This window comes from Mycobacterium sp. E136, from assembly GCF_001666865.1.
Lineage (GTDB): Bacteria > Actinomycetota > Actinomycetes > Mycobacteriales > Mycobacteriaceae > Mycobacterium.
This window is the reverse complement of record NZ_LZJE01000364.1, coordinates 14884-28629: the sequence shown is the minus strand read 5'-3', so window position 1 is coordinate 28629 and position 13746 is coordinate 14884. Positions and strand designations below refer to the sequence as shown.

The window sequence follows — 13746 nt, the reverse complement described above, 5'->3', positions numbered from 1 at the left end:
CAGCGGATCCTCCAGCAGCGGCGTGCCGTTGATCTCCAGCTTGGCGGCGTGTTCCTTGACCTGCGCCATCCACAGCTTCGTCAACCCGATGCGGGCGATGCCGGTGCGCTCGTTGCCGAGCAGGAACTTGGCGTACGTCCAGCCCTGGTTCTCTTCGCCGACAAGCTGATCGGCCGGAATCCGGACGTCTTCGAAGAACACCTCGTTGACCTCGTAGCTGCCGTCGATCAGCTCGATCGGTCGCAGCGTGATCCCCGGCGTCGACATCTCGGCCAGCAGGAAGGAGATGCCGGCCTGCCGCTTCGGCGCCGTTGGGTCGGTGCGCGCCAGCAGGAAGATCCAGTCGGCGTACTGGCCGAGCGTCGTCCACGTCTTCTGCCCGTTGACGACGTAGGTGTCGCCGTCGCGCACGGCGGTGGTCCGCAGCGACGCGAGGTCCGAACCGGCCTCCGGCTCGGAGAAGCCCTGACACCACCAGATGTCGATGTTGGCCGTCGGCGGCAGGAAGCGTTCCTTCATCGCCTGCGAACCGAACTGCGCGATCACCGGGCCGACCATCTTGGTGTTGAACGCCAGCGGTTCGGGGACGCCGGCCAACTGCATCTCGTCGAGCCAGATCTGGCGCTGCAGCGGCGACCACTCCTTGCCGCCCCACTCGACCGGCCAGTTCGGCACGGCCAGCCCGTTGGCGTTGAGGATGCGCTGGCTGGTGACCATGTCCTCGGGGAACTTGGTATGGCCGGTCTTGCCACGCTCGCGGATGTCTTCCGGAATTTCGGAGGTGTAGAAGCGCCGCAACTCCTCGCGGAATGCGGCGTCCTCGTCACTCAACGCCAGTTTCACGGTCTACCCCGTTCTCGTTGCTCCACATTGCGCACGGTTTACCCACCGCGAGCAGACGCAAAAGTGTCCTTTCGGAGTCGATTGTGGGCAGCTTTACGTCTTCTCGCGCAGAGAACTGACACTACTTCCAGGCGAATACGGGTTGCTCGAGTTCGTCGACCGGATCGTGTCTGCCCTCCAGGCCGAGCCAGCGCAGCTGCAGCAGCACCGCACCCGTCGGCGCGTGGATCAGGTCGTTGCCCAGCGGGACCTGCACGACGGGGCGCGGGCTCTCCGGGATCTCGATGAACCGCGGTGAGTCGGGCCGCTGCAGTTGATGCAGGCCGACCCGATACACCGCGACGACCTCGTCGGGCGCCGGGCGCGGCTGCAGCCGCCCGCCGCCCCAGATGACGACGGGCGTGATGACGTACCCCGATCGGGTCGGATAGTCGTCGAGCAGGCCCAGCACCGTCGAGTCGGGCAGCTGGACGCCGACCTCCTCGTCGAGTTCGCGCAGGGCGGCGTCGACCACGGTCTCACCCGGGTCGAGCCGGCCGCCGGGCAGCGCCCACTGTGCGGCGTGCGACGTCAGCCGCGACGCCCTGCGGCACAGTAAAAAGGCAGCGCCACCGGAGACGTCGACCATGCGCCCGTCGAGGCCGGCGTCGGGCATGCCCCGCCCGTCGTTCCAACCCTCGACATCGACCGGGTCCACCCGGTCCTCGCCGACCTCGGAGTCCACGAGCACCACGGCGACGGCCGCGTGCCGCTTGGTCGGGTCGGTGACGGCGCGACGTTGGTGTCGCGACAGGTTCGCTGCGATCCGCTCGCGCAGCGACTCGTCGTAGGAGATCGTCACCGCTCGACCATAGTTTCGCGGTGTTTCGTCGCCACCGTCCGGGGCAACTCCCTGTGGACCACAGCCCAAAGAGAGGATCGACATGGCACTCGACGATGACGACATCACCACCTCGGGCGCAGGCGGAGAGGGACCCGCGGACGGCGGCTCCAACCCCCAAGGACACGACGGCGGCGCCGACGGCACGGCCGGCGGCGAAGGCCCCGCTGACGGCGGCAGCAACCCCCAAGGACACGACGGCGGCGCCGACGGCACGGCCGGCGGCGAAGGCCCCGCTGACGGCGGCAGCAACCCCGAGGGTCACGACGGGGGCGCCGACGGGACGGCCTGACACCCGCCCGATGACGACATCCCCATGCTGACGGCACCGATGCTTCGGCGCTGCGTGGCGGTCGGCGCCCGACGGTTCGCCGACGAGTACTGGGGCCGCAGACCGCTGCTCACTCGGGCGGATGCGTTACCCCGCGACTTCAACGATCTGCTCTCGCCCGACACGGTCGACGAACTGATCGCCGAGCGCGGGGTGCGCGCACCGTTCATCCGGCTGGCCAAGGAAGGCGGCGTCCTGCCCAAGGACTGCTACCTCGGGCCCGCCGGCTTCGGCGCGGAGATCCCGGATCAGATCGACTCCGCCAAGCTGCTGACCCAATTCGCCTCGGGCGCAACGATAGTGCTGCAGGGCCTGCATCGGTTGTGGCCGCCGGTCATCGACTTCGTCCGCCGGGCGGTCGACGATCTGGGACATCCGGTGCAGGCCAACGCCTATATCACCCCGCCGAGCAACCGCGGCTTCGATCCGCACTACGACGTGCACGACGTGTTCGTCCTTCAGGTGTCCGGTCGGAAGCGCTGGATCGTGCACGAGCCGGTGTACGAACATCCGCTGCCGTCTCAGCCGTGGACGAAGCACCGCGCCGAGATCGAGAAGCGGGTGGCCGACGACGCCCCGGTCATCGACACGGTGCTGGGCGAGGGTGATGTGTTGTATCTGCCGCGCGGATGGGTGCATTCGGCGCAGGCGCTGCAGACGACGTCGATTCACCTCACGATCGGGGTCTCGCCGGTGACGGCGGTCGACGTGGCGCGCGCCGTCGTCGACCAACTGACGAACGATGCGGCCTTCCGCGCGTCGCTGCCCATGGGCGCCGCCGACGCGGATGAGACGATGGCGACGGTGACGAAGGTGATGGCGGAGATGGTCGGGTCGCTGCGCGACGACGCGGCGACCCTCAGTGCGGGCGCCGCCGCGAACCTGTCCAGCCGTCACGCCGACCGAACCCGTCCGGTGGCGGTGCGCCCGCTGGCATCCTTGGCCGCTGCCGACCGGGCCGGGGAGGTCACCGTCCAGTGGCGGCACGGGCTGAGTGCGACCGTCGACCAATCCGGGGAGCGCGTCGTGCTGCGCCTGCCGGACCGGACCATCACCTTCCCGCAGAACTGCGGCGACGCCATCCGCGCCTTGCATCTGGGCGGCGTCGTCGATGCGGCGAGCATGCCCGGTCTCGACACCGCCGATGCCACCGTCCTGATCCGGCGGCTGCTGCGGGAGGGCGTTCTCGTTCCCGCGAGCGCTCCCGAGCACCGGAACCTTCCGGCAGACGCCGGATGACGGCGGCCAAGCGAATCCCGTGCAGCGATCAATCGCTGGCCCGTGACGACCCGATGTTCGGCACCGCATCGGCGGGCTCGCGGTGGCTGCTGCTCGAACTCAGCGGCGCGTGGGGCCCCTCGGTGTTTCTGCAGTCCCCCAGCTGTATCGACCCCGAGCTCGGCCGCGCGGTCGTGCGCCGGGTCGAGAAGGCGGGCATGCGCATCGCGGCGATACGCAGACACGGTCGCCGGCCCGAGACTCCGCGGTGGCGCTGGTTCATCGCGCACTGCGACGTCGGCGCCGAGGCGCTTCACCACGGGGAGGTCGAAGACCCCCGTGACTTTCTCGAGCTCGCGCTCGACGGCAGCGACGGAAGCCCGTCGACCGATCCGGTGATCGCGATCTGCTCCCACGGCAAACACGACCAGTGTTGTGCGGTGCGGGGGCGCAGCGCGTGTCGGGCGATCGCGGCGGAGTACCCCCAATTCACCTGGGAATGCTCGCATCTCGGCGGCGACCGCTTCGCGGCCACCATGCTGATACTGCCCGAGGGCCTGTGCTACGGCAGAGTCGACTCCGCCGATGCGGCGGGGCTGGTGCGCCGCTACCTCGACGGTCGGCTGGACAACCGGTTCCTGCGCGGACGCACGTCGCTTCCCCATGCCGTTCAGGCCGCACAGTACTTCGTGCGTGAGCGCACCGGCGACGACCGCATCGACGCGCTGCACCCGCTGCGGGTCGAGCGCGGTGAACACCTGATCACGGTCCTGCTCGACGGTGACGACGGACCCATCGAGGTGGTCCTGCACGAGGAATTGTCCGAACCCCTTCTCTCGCAATGCCATGCGCAGGTCCCCGGTCAGGTTCGCGTGTTCACGCTGGGGTCCTTGACCCTGGCCGGCGGGTGAGCGTCAGCCTCCTCCACGCACCGCAGGCAGCACCAGTGTGTTGATGACCTCGCGGACGAACGCCGTGTCGACACGTTGCCCGTTCACCACCCGCATCAGGCTCATCGCGGTGGCCACGTCGGCCACCATCGTCCAGTCGCGATCCGCGATCTCACCGCGGTCGACGGCCCGCCGCAGGATCGTCGCCATCTTTCGGCGGCCCCGCAGCAGCATCAAATCGTCGAGCGCCAAGGCCAATTCGCGGTCGTGGACGGCTTCGATCGCTACCCGCAGGATCAGGTCGTAGGTGACCATCGCGTCCTCGTTGCGCTCCGCGCGCTGCACCAGCGCTTCCATGTCACCCTGGAGGCTGCCGGTGTCCGGGGGCTCGTCGGTGAGCAGATCGGGCCGCCAATAGACCAGCGCATCGGTGATCAACGCGGCCTTCGACGACCATCGGCGGTAGATCGCCGCCTTGCCCACCCCGGCCCGCGCGGCGATGTCGTTCATGTTGGTGGCCTCGTAGCCATGCTCCCGCAGCGCGGCCAGCGCCGCGTCGAGGATCGCGGGGTCCCTCGACCGATCCAAGCGCCCCTCAGTGCGCTGGCGTAGCTTCGGCTCCGACGCGGACATCACCGACCAACCTAGACGTCACGGCGTCGACGGTTGCGGGATCGGCGCGGTGTCCGCCGGATCCGACCTTCTGCGCCGGCTCCTTTCAACGATCTGGAACGTGTTCAGTGGCCACCAGAACCACCGGCCGAGTGCCGCCGCGATCGATGGCGTCATGAAGGAGCGCACGATCAGCGTGTCAACGACCAGTCCGATGCCGATGGTCGTACCGAGCTGGCCGACCACCCGCAGATCGCTGACGATCATCGACATCATCGTGAAAGCGAACACCAGTCCAGCCGCGGTGACCACCCGGCCGGTCGCGCCCATGCCGCGGATGATGCCGGTATTCAGGCCGGCGTGGATCTCCTCCTTGAGACGCGAGACCAGAAGCAGGTTGTAATCCGAGCCGACCGCCAACAGGATCACCATCGACAGCGGAATCACGATCCACTGCACACCCAGGCCCAGAATGTCCTGCCACAGCAGCACCGACAGGCCGCAAGCGGTGCCCAGCGAGGCCGCCACAGTGCCGACGATCACCAGCGCGGCCACGACGCTGCGGGTGATCAGCAGCATGATCGCGAAGATCAGGATCATCGATGCCAGAACCGCGATCATCAGGTCGCTGACGACGCCGTCCTGCATATCGGAGTACAGCGATGCGGTACCGGCCAGCGACACCTTTGCGTTGGCGAGCGGAGTGCCCTTCACGGCGTCGGCGACAACGCCCCTGAGGTCCCGAACGTGTGAGATGCCCTCGACTGACGCGGGATCGCCCTGATGGGTGATGATGAACCGGACCGCCTTGCCGTCCGGCGACAGGAACATCTTGAGGCCACGCTCGAAGTCCGGATTCTGGAACACATCCGGCGGTAGGTAGAAGAAGTCGTCGTTCTTGGCCTGATCGAAGAACAGACCGATCTCCGTCGCGCCTCGCGCCAACTCCTGTTGCTGGGCCTGCATTCCCGCCATGGTGCTGTGGGTGGAAAGCATGAAGTCACGCATCGTCTTCATGGACCCGATGGTGTTCTCCAACAGGGGCAACATTTGCGGCAGAAGTTCATCGAGGCGATCGAGATCGACTGTCAGGCTGCTGATCTGATCTGCGAGGGTGTCGATCCCGTCGAGCGAATCGAAGATCGAGCGCAGCGACCAGCAGATCGGGATGTCGAAGCAGTGCGGCTCCCAATAGAAGTAATTCCGCAGCGGCCGGAAGAAGTCATCGAAGTCGGCGAGGCTGTCGCGCAGTTCGTTGGTGGTCTCCACCATCTCATGGGTCTTTGCGACCATGCTGTGCGTGGTTTCGGTCATCTCCTTCGTGACCGTGTACATGCGTTCCATGTTCGCGACGGTCCGGCTCAATTCGTCTGCCTGCTCGAGCATCTGAGCCGAGTTGTCGTTGTTGAACTTCGCTGACTGCAGCGTGCCGGCATTCTGCGCACCGAGCAGGAACGGAATGGAACTGTGCTCGATGGGCGAGCCCAACGGCCGGGTGATCGTCTGCACTCGGTCGATGCCACGCATGTGGACCACATACTTGGCGACGCGGTCGATGACCAGCATGTCCGCGGAGTTTCGCAGGTCGTGGTCGGCCTCGAGCATCAACAGCTCCGGGTTCATCCTGGCCTGCGAGAAGTGTCGGTCGGCAACGCCCATGGCGATGTTGGCGGGCATGTCCTCGGGGGTGAACTTCTGGTCGTTGTACTGCGGCACATAGGTCAGCAGGCTCACGAAGCCTATGACCGCGATCAGGCTGGTCATGAAGATGATCGGGACCGGCCAGCGGACAACGGCGGTGCCGACCTTGCGCCATCCCCTTTGCGAGAGCTCACGCTTGGGATCGAGTAGGCCGAACTTCGATGCGACGGTCAGGACCGCCGGCGCGAGCGTCAGCGCCGCCACGATGATCACCAGCACCGCGATCGCGCAGGGCAGGGCCATGGTCTGGAAGTACGGCAGCGTGGTCATGGTGAGGCACATGCAGGCGCCCGCGATGGTCAGGCCGGACCCCAGGATCACGTGTGACACACCGTGATAGGCAATGTAGTACGCGTCCTCGCGGCTTCGGCCCCTGGATCTTTCCTCGTGATATCGGCCCCAAAGGAAGATCACGTAGTCGGTGCCGGCGGCCAACGAGAGCATCGTGACCATGCTCACCGCGTACGGCGTGAGGCCGATGATGTTCAGATAGCCCGCCAAAGCGGTAACGCCCTGAGCGGAGAAGAGTTCCAGGCCGATGACCACCATCGAGATGACCATCGTGACGACAGATCGGTAGATCAGGAGCAGCATCACGATGATGACCGCTACCGAAACCAACTCCATGGTCGCCATGCTCTGATGGCCCGCGACGCTGGTGTCGGCGTTGAGGACAGTGTTACCGGCGACATGCGCCTTGATGCCCGGCGGCGCGGGCACCGAAGCAACGAGATCTCGGACGGCGGCCACCGACTCGTGGCTGGCGGTGGTGCCCTGAGACCCGTTGAGGAAGATCTGCACGTACGCGGACTTACCGTCCACACTCTGCGAGCCGGCCGCGGTCAGCGGATCACTCCAGAAATCTTGAACGTTCTGGACGTGCTCGCGATCGGCCTCGAGCTTGGCGACGATCTCGTCATAGAACTTGTGCGCTGAATCGCCCAGGGGCTCATCGCCTTCCAGCACGACCATCGCGGAGGAGTCCGAGTCGTACTGCTGAAACACCTTGCCGATGTTCAGCATCGATTGATACGACGGCGCATTCGTGGGACTGATGGGCACCGAGCGGGTCGCGGCGACGTCATCCAGGGAGGGAACGAACATCCCCAGCGCAACGGCCACGAGCGCCCAGATCACGATGATCGGCACCGAGAAGATCCGGATCATGCGCGCCAGGATCGGCCGACGGGGCTTCGTGTGCGCGTTGGTCATCGGATCGCTCCTCGGCGCGCTTCGTGCCTGGAAGCGCCTCGCTGACTTGTGGCGCTCATACGGATTTCACCAAGCAGTAGATGAACGGTTTCACCGTGTCCGTGCTCGCCCGCTCGTCGCGGACTTCACCGTCGACGGTCACCCGGCAGCCGAGACCGCTGACGTCGCGTTCGCCTTGGGCGATGATGTTCGCTGACATCGACGGCAACGTCGTCACGATCGTGAACGACCATGGTAGCGGTGTGTTTTCGATGAGATGTGGCTGCCCGTTCTCATCGAGATAGTTGAGGTTGGCGGTCCCTCCCGACCCGGTGACCTCGTAGGTGATGTGTTTCGGATTGAAGTTCGAGGTTATCGCCGATGTTTCCGCGGGGTTCGGGATGTGCGCACCGGCGGACTCGCGGATCCGCAGAATGGCATAGGCCCCCACCGCAACCACCACCAACAACAGCAGTGGTATCCAGAACTTCTTGAAGATCCGGAACACCTGACCCTCCTCACCCGACCGTTCCGGCACGGTGAGCGGAACTCGAGTTCCGTCTGCGTGCTGGCGAGAACTGTACCGCACCGCCGACGACCGATCTCTGGCCGATCCCGGCCCGCCTCGGCGCGATGCCTATTTTCGACGTTTCGGTATTAGTGGTTGGGGGTGCACGGGCGCGGTCCGCTGGAGTCAACGGCGCCGACCGCGGGAAGAACTAGTTGATAGGCGGTCGGAAATGAAGTTGTTTCACCTGTTCCCTGCAGTTGCTCCAATTGCGTTGGCATTGGCGGGTTCTCCCGTCGTCGCGGCACCCGCATCCGCCGCACCGTGTCCCGATGTCCAGGTGGTGTTTGCCCGCGGCACGTTCGAGGCGCCGGGTGTCGGCGCCACCGGCCAGGGATTCGTGGACGCATTGCGCGCCAAGGAACCGGACCGGTCGATCGACGTCTACGCGGTGAATTACCCTGCTTCGCTTGACTTTGCCACCGCCGCCGACGGTGTCATCGACGCAAGCAACAAGGTCACCTCCACCGCGGCCAACTGCCCGGACACGAGGATCGTGCTTGGCGGATACTCGCAGGGCGCGGCCGTCGCCGCCTACATCACCGAGGACGAGATCCCCGAGGGTTACACACCCCCGCCGGGGATGACCGGTCCGATGCCGGCGTCGGTCGCCGACAACGTGGCCGCGGTGGCGCTGTTCGGCAAACCGTCCAGCGGCTTCTTGCAGATGATCTACACCGGCGCCCCGCCGATCACCGTCGGGTCCCGTTACGCCGGAAAGACTTTGGACCTCTGCATCCCGGCAGATCCGGTTTGCTCACCGTCGGGCAGCGACAACGCCGCGCACGGCGGCTACCTGGTCAACGGGATGACCGACGAGGCGGCGCAGTACGTGGCCGACAGGTTGCCGCGCGGCGGGGCGCCCGGCGGCTCCCAATGAGCGCTCAGGCGGTGGCCCTGCCGAAATAGAGTTCCTGGGTCGCGAGGCACACCAGCTGTCCGGCCCGGTTGTACATCGTCGATGTGGTGAGCCCGCGCCCCGCGATGCCGCTCGGTGAAAACTGGTCGGACAGCACCCAATCCGACAGGTCGACCGGGCGGTGGAACCACAGCGCGTGGTCGATCAGCGCGTTGAAGGTGCCGATCGGGGTGGCGCCACGCATGGCGAGAGCGGTTTCGACCATGGTGGTGCCGGACAGATAGGCCAGCAGGCAACTGTGCAGAACCGCGTCGTCACCGACGGGTTCGCTCGGCCGCCACCACATGCGCAGCCGCGGTGACGGTTCGCCGGCCTCGAGCGCCAACCGCGGAGGCGCGTCGACGTAACGCAGGTCGAACGGCTGTGGGCGGACCCAGAAGCCGTCGTGCTCACCGGCGAATGCGGCCAGTTGTTCCTGCACCGGCGGCAGCGAATCCGGTTCGCCTACATCGGGAATCGACTGCTGGTAGTCGAGCGACTCGACCGGAGCGCTGAGCGACACCAGCGCCTCGAGCAGGATCTGGTCGTCCTGGCGGGCCGTGACCTGGCGGGTCGACAGCGTTCCGCCGTCGCGGGCCACGTCGACGTGAAGGTCGACCGGATAGCGGGCGTCGCCCGCGCGGACGTAGTAGACGTGCGCGCTGTGCGGCAGGCGGCCCGGGGCCGTCCTGCTCGCCGCCATCAATGCCTGGCCGGCGATGTGGCCGCCGACGATGTGGTGCGCGGGGTTGTCGAGTTGCGTCGCGACGAAGTGCCGATCGCCCCAACGGTCCACGTCCAGCGTGGTGATGATGTCGGCGAGGGTCGGGGCGCGGTAAGTCACCTCGGCATCATGCCAGTGCGATTTGTGTGCGCTTCGTTGCGCTCAGCGCAACAAACTGCACACAAATCACAGTTCGGCGAGGATCGCCGCCACGAACTCGTCGACGTCGGCCTCGGTGGTGTCCCACGCGGTCATCCACCGCACCTCGCCGCGCGACCGGTCCCAGTCGTAGAACCGCACCCGTTGCCGAATGCGGTCGGCCGCGTCGACCGGCAGGGTCGCGAAGATCGCGTTCGCCGGGCTGTCCTGTGTGAAGGCGAGCCCGGTTAGCTGCCCCTCGGCGATGTGCGCCTCCAAAGCGGAGCGCAGTCGTGCGGTCATCGCATTCGCGTGCGCGGCGCTGCGAAGCCCGAGGTCGTCGTCGAACAGCGTCAGCAGTTGCGCCGAGGTGAAGCGCATCTTGCTGGCCAGTTGCATCGTCAGCTTCCGCAGATATGTCAGGCCGCTCGCCCGGCCCGCGTCGAGCACGACCACCGCCTCGGCGCCGAGCAGCCCGTTCTTGGTGCCGCCCAGGCTGAGGATGTCGACACCCGCGTCCGTGGTGAACTCGCGGAACGGCACGCCGAGCGCCGCGGCCGCGTTCCACAGCCGCGAACCGTCCATGTGCACCGCCATCCCGCGGACGTGGGCGAAGTCGGCGACGGCGCGGACCTCGTTCGGCGTGTACACGGTGCCCATCTCGGTCGTCTGGGTGATGCTCACCGCCAGCGGCTGGGCGCGGTGCTCGTCGCCCCAGCCCCATGCTTCGCGCGCGACGAGTTCGGGTGTCAGCTTGCCGTCGGGCGTGGGCACGGTGAGCAGCTTGAGCCCGGTCATGCGTTCGGGTGCGCCGGCCTCGTCGGTATGGATGTGGGCGGTCGACGCCGTCACGACGGCGCCCCAGCGCGGCAGAACGCTGGTCAGGCCAACCACATTCGCGCCCGTGCCGTTGAAGACGGGATACACCTCGGCGGCCTCGCCGAAGTGTTCGCCGATCACCCGCTGCAGGCGTGCGGTGTAGACGTCCTGTCCGTACGCGGGCTGGTGGCCTCCGTTGGCGACGGCGAGCGCGGCGAGCACCTCCGGGTGCACACCGGCGTAGTTGTCGCTGGCGAAGCCTCTCCATTCACGGTCATGCAGGGTCCCGACACTCACGCGCTCATCCTTGCACCGGCGACGGTGAAACGATTTCCGCACAGAAATATGTATGTGCTATGCATACTTAGTGCCGCCGTCACGATACGACCAACTCGACGAACTGCTGACCCGCATCGCGGTCGCGCGGCAGCGGCCGGGTTGGCGTGACCGCCTTCTCGACGGCGCGGGCCCGGTGACCAGCGCTTCAACGCTACGCGTCCTGCGCGCCATCGAGCAGTGCCAGCAGCATTCCGGCGGCGCCTCCATCCGCGATGTCGCCGACTTCCTGGCCGTCGACCACTCCACCGCGAGCCGGTCGGTGGCCGCCGTCGTCACCGCGGGCCTGGTGACCAAGACCTTCGCCGCCGACGATCAGCGACGCTGCATGCTGGTGCTCACCAAGGCCGGGCGGCAGGCGTCGCAGACGGTGACCGACCGACGCCGCGAACTGGTCGCCGAGATGATCGCCGACTGGCCCGACACCAAGGTCGACACGCTCGTCGACCTCCTCGACCGGCTGACCGAACGATTCGAACGGGCGGCCGCCCGATGACCGCCGAAGCCACCGCCCCACCCCAGGCCCGCGGCGCGCTCGGGTTGATCTTCGACCCGGTCTTCGGCGCGTTGTTCTGGGGCAAGATCTTCTCGGTCGTGGCGGTGTGGACGCACGGCATCGTCGCGGCGATCGTGATGTTCGACGCGACGCACTCGGCGCTGATGGTCGGGTTGGTCGGCGTCGTGCAGTTCGCGCCGCAGCTGATCCTCAGCCCGACGAGCGGCAAGTGGGCCGACACCGGCAACCCGGCCCGCCAGATCCTGCTCGGTCGCGTGCTGTGTGTGGCCGGCTCCGGTTTCACCGCGGTGTGGCTGCTCGCCGAACCCGCGCAGCACGACATCTCGTCGGCCGTCCCCGTGCTCCTCGGCACGCTGCTCGTCGGATTCGGTTTCGTGGTCGGCGGGCCCGCGATGCAGTCGATCGTGCCGAACCTCATCCGCGACGGTGAGCTGTCGACGGCCATGGCGCTCAACAGCTTTCCGATGACGATCGGGCGCATCGTCGGGCCGGCGGCGGGCGCGTACATCGCCGCGCACACGGGTGCCGGTGCCGCGTTCGCGGTCAGCGCGGGCCTGCATTTGATCTTCGCGTTCTTCCTGCTCGCCGTGCGGTTCCCCACGCCACCGACACGGCATGCCGACACGGATTACCGCGTGCGCGTGGCGATCAGGTACGTGTGGCGGGATCGGCCCCTGTTCCTGGCGCTGCTGGCGGTGACGACCGTCGGGCTGGCGTCCGATTCCTCGATCACCCTGACCCCGTCCCTGGCCCACGAACTCGGCGGCGGTGCCAGCCTCGTCGGAACCCTTTCCGCCGTCTTCGGCGTCGGCGCGGCCGTCGGCATGGCGGCGCTCGCCTTGCTGCGCGGGCGCATCGCGTCGCAGAACGTGTCGGCGATCGGACTGGCAGGGCTGGGTCTCGGGTGCGCGGTGCTCGCCGCCGCGCCCGCCCCCGCGGTGGCCATCGCCGGGTTCGTTCTCGCCGGGCTCGGCTTCGGCTGGGCGATGACCGGGCTCAGCACCGTCGTGCAGGAACGGGCCCCCGAACCGCTGCGCGGCCGGATCATGGCGCTCTGGCTGGTCGGCTTCCTCGGGTCACGCCCCATCGCCGCGGCGCTGCTCGGCGGCACGGCCGACGTGTTCAATGTGCAGGCAGCCTTTGCGGTGGCGATGGTGTTCTGCGCGACGGCCGCGCTGTGGTGCCGGCCGGCCAAGCTCGCAGGCCCGTTACCGGCGCACGTCTAACCGGCCGGCAGTCAGGCGATTTCGGCGGCCTTACGCGCGCGCTCGGTGATCGAGGCGACCACTCCCCCGTCGTTGAGGATGTCGGTTCCGGTGAGATAGCCCGCTTTCGGACTCGCGCAGAACGCGAACAGCTCGGCCATCTCCTGCGGTGTGCCCCACCGCGGTACGGCGGCGTCGGCGACCATCGCGCCGGCGCCTGCCTGCTCCTCCAGCCTGCCCATCTCGGTGTCGACGGATCCCGGCGAGACCGAGACGATGCGCAGGCCCTTGGTGTTGAACCGTTCGGCCTGCGACGAGCTGTACCACCGGACGAAGCTCTTGCTGACCGCATACGCGATGCCCGACCGCGCCTCCGGCCCCGCGATGTCGCACGCGGCCAGCATGTTCGTCATGAACACGGCCTGGTCCGTGAACGCCTGCGGGAACCGACTTTTCGGAATCAGCTCGTCGGGCAGCATGTGCGCGGCCATCGACGCGACGTTCACGATCGCCGCGCCCTCGGCCGCCGTTTCGAAGAACGCCTCGTTGACGTTGAGCGTGCCGATCGCGTTGGTACGCATGACGTATTCGGCATCACCCATGCTCGGACTCACACCTGCGGTGTGGATGACCGACGCGACCGTTCCGAGGCCGGCGGCGGTTTCGAAGAGCCGGTCGACCGCCGCGCGCTCGGTGACATCACCGTGCACGACGGTGGGAGTGATGCCCTCGTCGGCCAGCGCGGCGGCCGCGGTGTCGAGCCGGTCCTTCCGGACGTCGCATAGGACAAGGGCGTGGTCACGTCCGACGATGCGGGCCGTCGCCTGACCCATGCCGCCCGCACCGCCCGTGATGATCGACACTCGACTCATACG

14 protein-coding genes are annotated in these 13746 nt (G+C 67.3%); 6 read left to right on the top strand and 8 right to left on the bottom strand.

Translation table 11 applies throughout. The features are described 5' to 3' along the window. Both A5698_RS25000 and A5698_RS24995 read right to left on the bottom strand, forming a co-directional pair. The coding region (locus A5698_RS25000) for an acyl-CoA dehydrogenase family protein (RefSeq protein WP_068302499.1) at positions 1–843 on the bottom strand (843 nt) is incomplete at its 3' end. Positions 844–964: 121 nt separating this feature from the next. Continuing rightward, the gene (locus A5698_RS24995; protein ID WP_068302497.1) at positions 965–1684 is read right to left on the bottom strand and encodes an NUDIX hydrolase; all 720 of its coding nucleotides are present in this window, start codon (positions 1682–1684) and stop codon (positions 965–967) included. 82 nt (positions 1685–1766) lie between these two features. Between A5698_RS24995 and A5698_RS24990 the strand changes: the two genes are divergently transcribed. The 3 genes from A5698_RS24990 to A5698_RS24980 are packed head-to-tail and all read left to right on the top strand — an operon-like array spanning position 1767 to position 4183. Further along, positions 1767–2015 (top strand): BatC protein, encoded by a 249-nt coding sequence (locus tag A5698_RS24990; protein ID WP_067083922.1) that lies wholly within the window; start codon positions 1767–1769, stop codon positions 2013–2015. A gap of 39 nt (positions 2016–2054) precedes the next feature. Beyond that, positions 2055–3293, top strand: coding sequence for a cupin domain-containing protein (locus A5698_RS24985; RefSeq protein ID WP_068302506.1), 1239 nt, complete (start codon positions 2055–2057; stop codon positions 3291–3293). Then, positions 3290–4183 carry a ferredoxin family protein gene (locus A5698_RS24980; protein WP_068302494.1) on the top strand — a complete coding sequence of 298 codons (894 nt, stop codon included), beginning with the start codon at positions 3290–3292 and terminating at the stop codon, positions 4181–4183. The genes A5698_RS24985 and A5698_RS24980 overlap by 4 nt, the downstream gene beginning before the upstream one ends. Positions 4184–4186: 3 nt before the next feature. On the opposite strand, the gene A5698_RS24975 is transcribed toward A5698_RS24980, so the two are convergent. From A5698_RS24975 to A5698_RS24965, 3 genes are read right to left on the bottom strand one after another with little or no spacing between them, the layout of a single operon-like run. After that, a complete protein-coding gene (locus A5698_RS24975; protein ID WP_068302492.1) occupies positions 4187–4795 on the bottom strand; it encodes a TetR/AcrR family transcriptional regulator in 609 nt (202 codons plus the stop codon). 18 nt (positions 4796–4813) lie between these two features. Continuing rightward, positions 4814–7687 carry an MMPL/RND family transporter gene (locus A5698_RS24970; protein ID WP_068302489.1) on the bottom strand — a complete coding sequence of 958 codons (2874 nt, stop codon included), beginning with the start codon at positions 7685–7687 and terminating at the stop codon, positions 4814–4816. A gap of 55 nt (positions 7688–7742) precedes the next feature. Beyond that, positions 7743–8174 carry an MmpS family transport accessory protein gene (locus A5698_RS24965; RefSeq protein WP_068302504.1) on the bottom strand — a complete coding sequence of 144 codons (432 nt, stop codon included), beginning with the start codon at positions 8172–8174 and terminating at the stop codon, positions 7743–7745. Positions 8175–8406: 232 nt separating this feature from the next. On the opposite strand from A5698_RS24965, the gene A5698_RS24960 reads away from it, so the two are divergent. Further along, positions 8407–9114 (top strand): cutinase family protein, encoded by a 708-nt coding sequence (locus A5698_RS24960; protein ID WP_068302486.1) that lies wholly within the window; start codon positions 8407–8409, stop codon positions 9112–9114. A gap of 4 nt (positions 9115–9118) precedes the next feature. Here A5698_RS24960 and A5698_RS24955 read toward each other — a convergent pair whose 3' ends face one another. Continuing rightward, positions 9119–9976, bottom strand: coding sequence for an acyl-CoA thioesterase (locus A5698_RS24955; protein WP_068302484.1), 858 nt, complete (start codon positions 9974–9976; stop codon positions 9119–9121). A 66-nt stretch (positions 9977–10042) separates the two neighbouring features. Next, positions 10043–11110 carry a threonine aldolase family protein gene (locus A5698_RS24950; RefSeq protein ID WP_068302481.1) on the bottom strand — a complete coding sequence of 356 codons (1068 nt, stop codon included), beginning with the start codon at positions 11108–11110 and terminating at the stop codon, positions 10043–10045. A 52-nt stretch (positions 11111–11162) separates the two neighbouring features. Here A5698_RS24950 and A5698_RS24945 point away from each other — a divergent pair, with 52 nt between their 5' ends. Continuing rightward, positions 11163–11645, top strand: a complete 483-nt coding sequence (locus tag A5698_RS24945; protein ID WP_068302479.1) for a MarR family winged helix-turn-helix transcriptional regulator — start codon at positions 11163–11165, stop codon at positions 11643–11645. Then, on the top strand, positions 11642–12892 hold the full coding sequence (locus A5698_RS24940; RefSeq protein WP_068302477.1) for an MFS transporter: 1251 nt from the start codon (positions 11642–11644) through the stop codon (positions 12890–12892). The genes A5698_RS24945 and A5698_RS24940 overlap by 4 nt, the downstream gene beginning before the upstream one ends. A gap of 11 nt (positions 12893–12903) precedes the next feature. Here A5698_RS24940 and A5698_RS24935 read toward each other — a convergent pair whose 3' ends face one another. Then, the gene (locus A5698_RS24935; RefSeq protein WP_068302474.1) at positions 12904–13743 is read right to left on the bottom strand and encodes an SDR family oxidoreductase; all 840 of its coding nucleotides are present in this window, start codon (positions 13741–13743) and stop codon (positions 12904–12906) included. Positions 13744–13746 lie beyond the last annotated feature (3 nt).

Excerpts from the sequence above, each read along its gene's own strand:
- A5698_RS24945 (WP_068302479.1), top strand. The coding sequence starts at position 11,163 with ATGTGCTATGCATACTTAGTGCCGCCGTCACGATACGACCAACTCGAC.
- A5698_RS24985 (WP_068302506.1), top strand. The coding sequence starts at position 2,055 with ATGCTTCGGCGCTGCGTGGCGGTCGGCGCCCGACGGTTCGCCGACGAG.
- A5698_RS24935 (WP_068302474.1), bottom strand. The coding sequence starts at position 13,743 with ATGAGTCGAGTGTCGATCATCACGGGCGGTGCGGGCGGCATGGGTCAG.
- A5698_RS24960 (WP_068302486.1), top strand. The coding sequence starts at position 8,407 with ATGAAGTTGTTTCACCTGTTCCCTGCAGTTGCTCCAATTGCGTTGGCA.
- A5698_RS24980 (WP_068302494.1), top strand. The coding sequence starts at position 3,290 with ATGACGGCGGCCAAGCGAATCCCGTGCAGCGATCAATCGCTGGCCCGT.
- A5698_RS24990 (WP_067083922.1), top strand. The coding sequence starts at position 1,767 with ATGGCACTCGACGATGACGACATCACCACCTCGGGCGCAGGCGGAGAG.
- A5698_RS24970 (WP_068302489.1), bottom strand. The coding sequence starts at position 7,687 with ATGACCAACGCGCACACGAAGCCCCGTCGGCCGATCCTGGCGCGCATG.
- A5698_RS24975 (WP_068302492.1), bottom strand. The coding sequence starts at position 4,795 with ATGTCCGCGTCGGAGCCGAAGCTACGCCAGCGCACTGAGGGGCGCTTG.
- A5698_RS24940 (WP_068302477.1), top strand. The coding sequence starts at position 11,642 with ATGACCGCCGAAGCCACCGCCCCACCCCAGGCCCGCGGCGCGCTCGGG.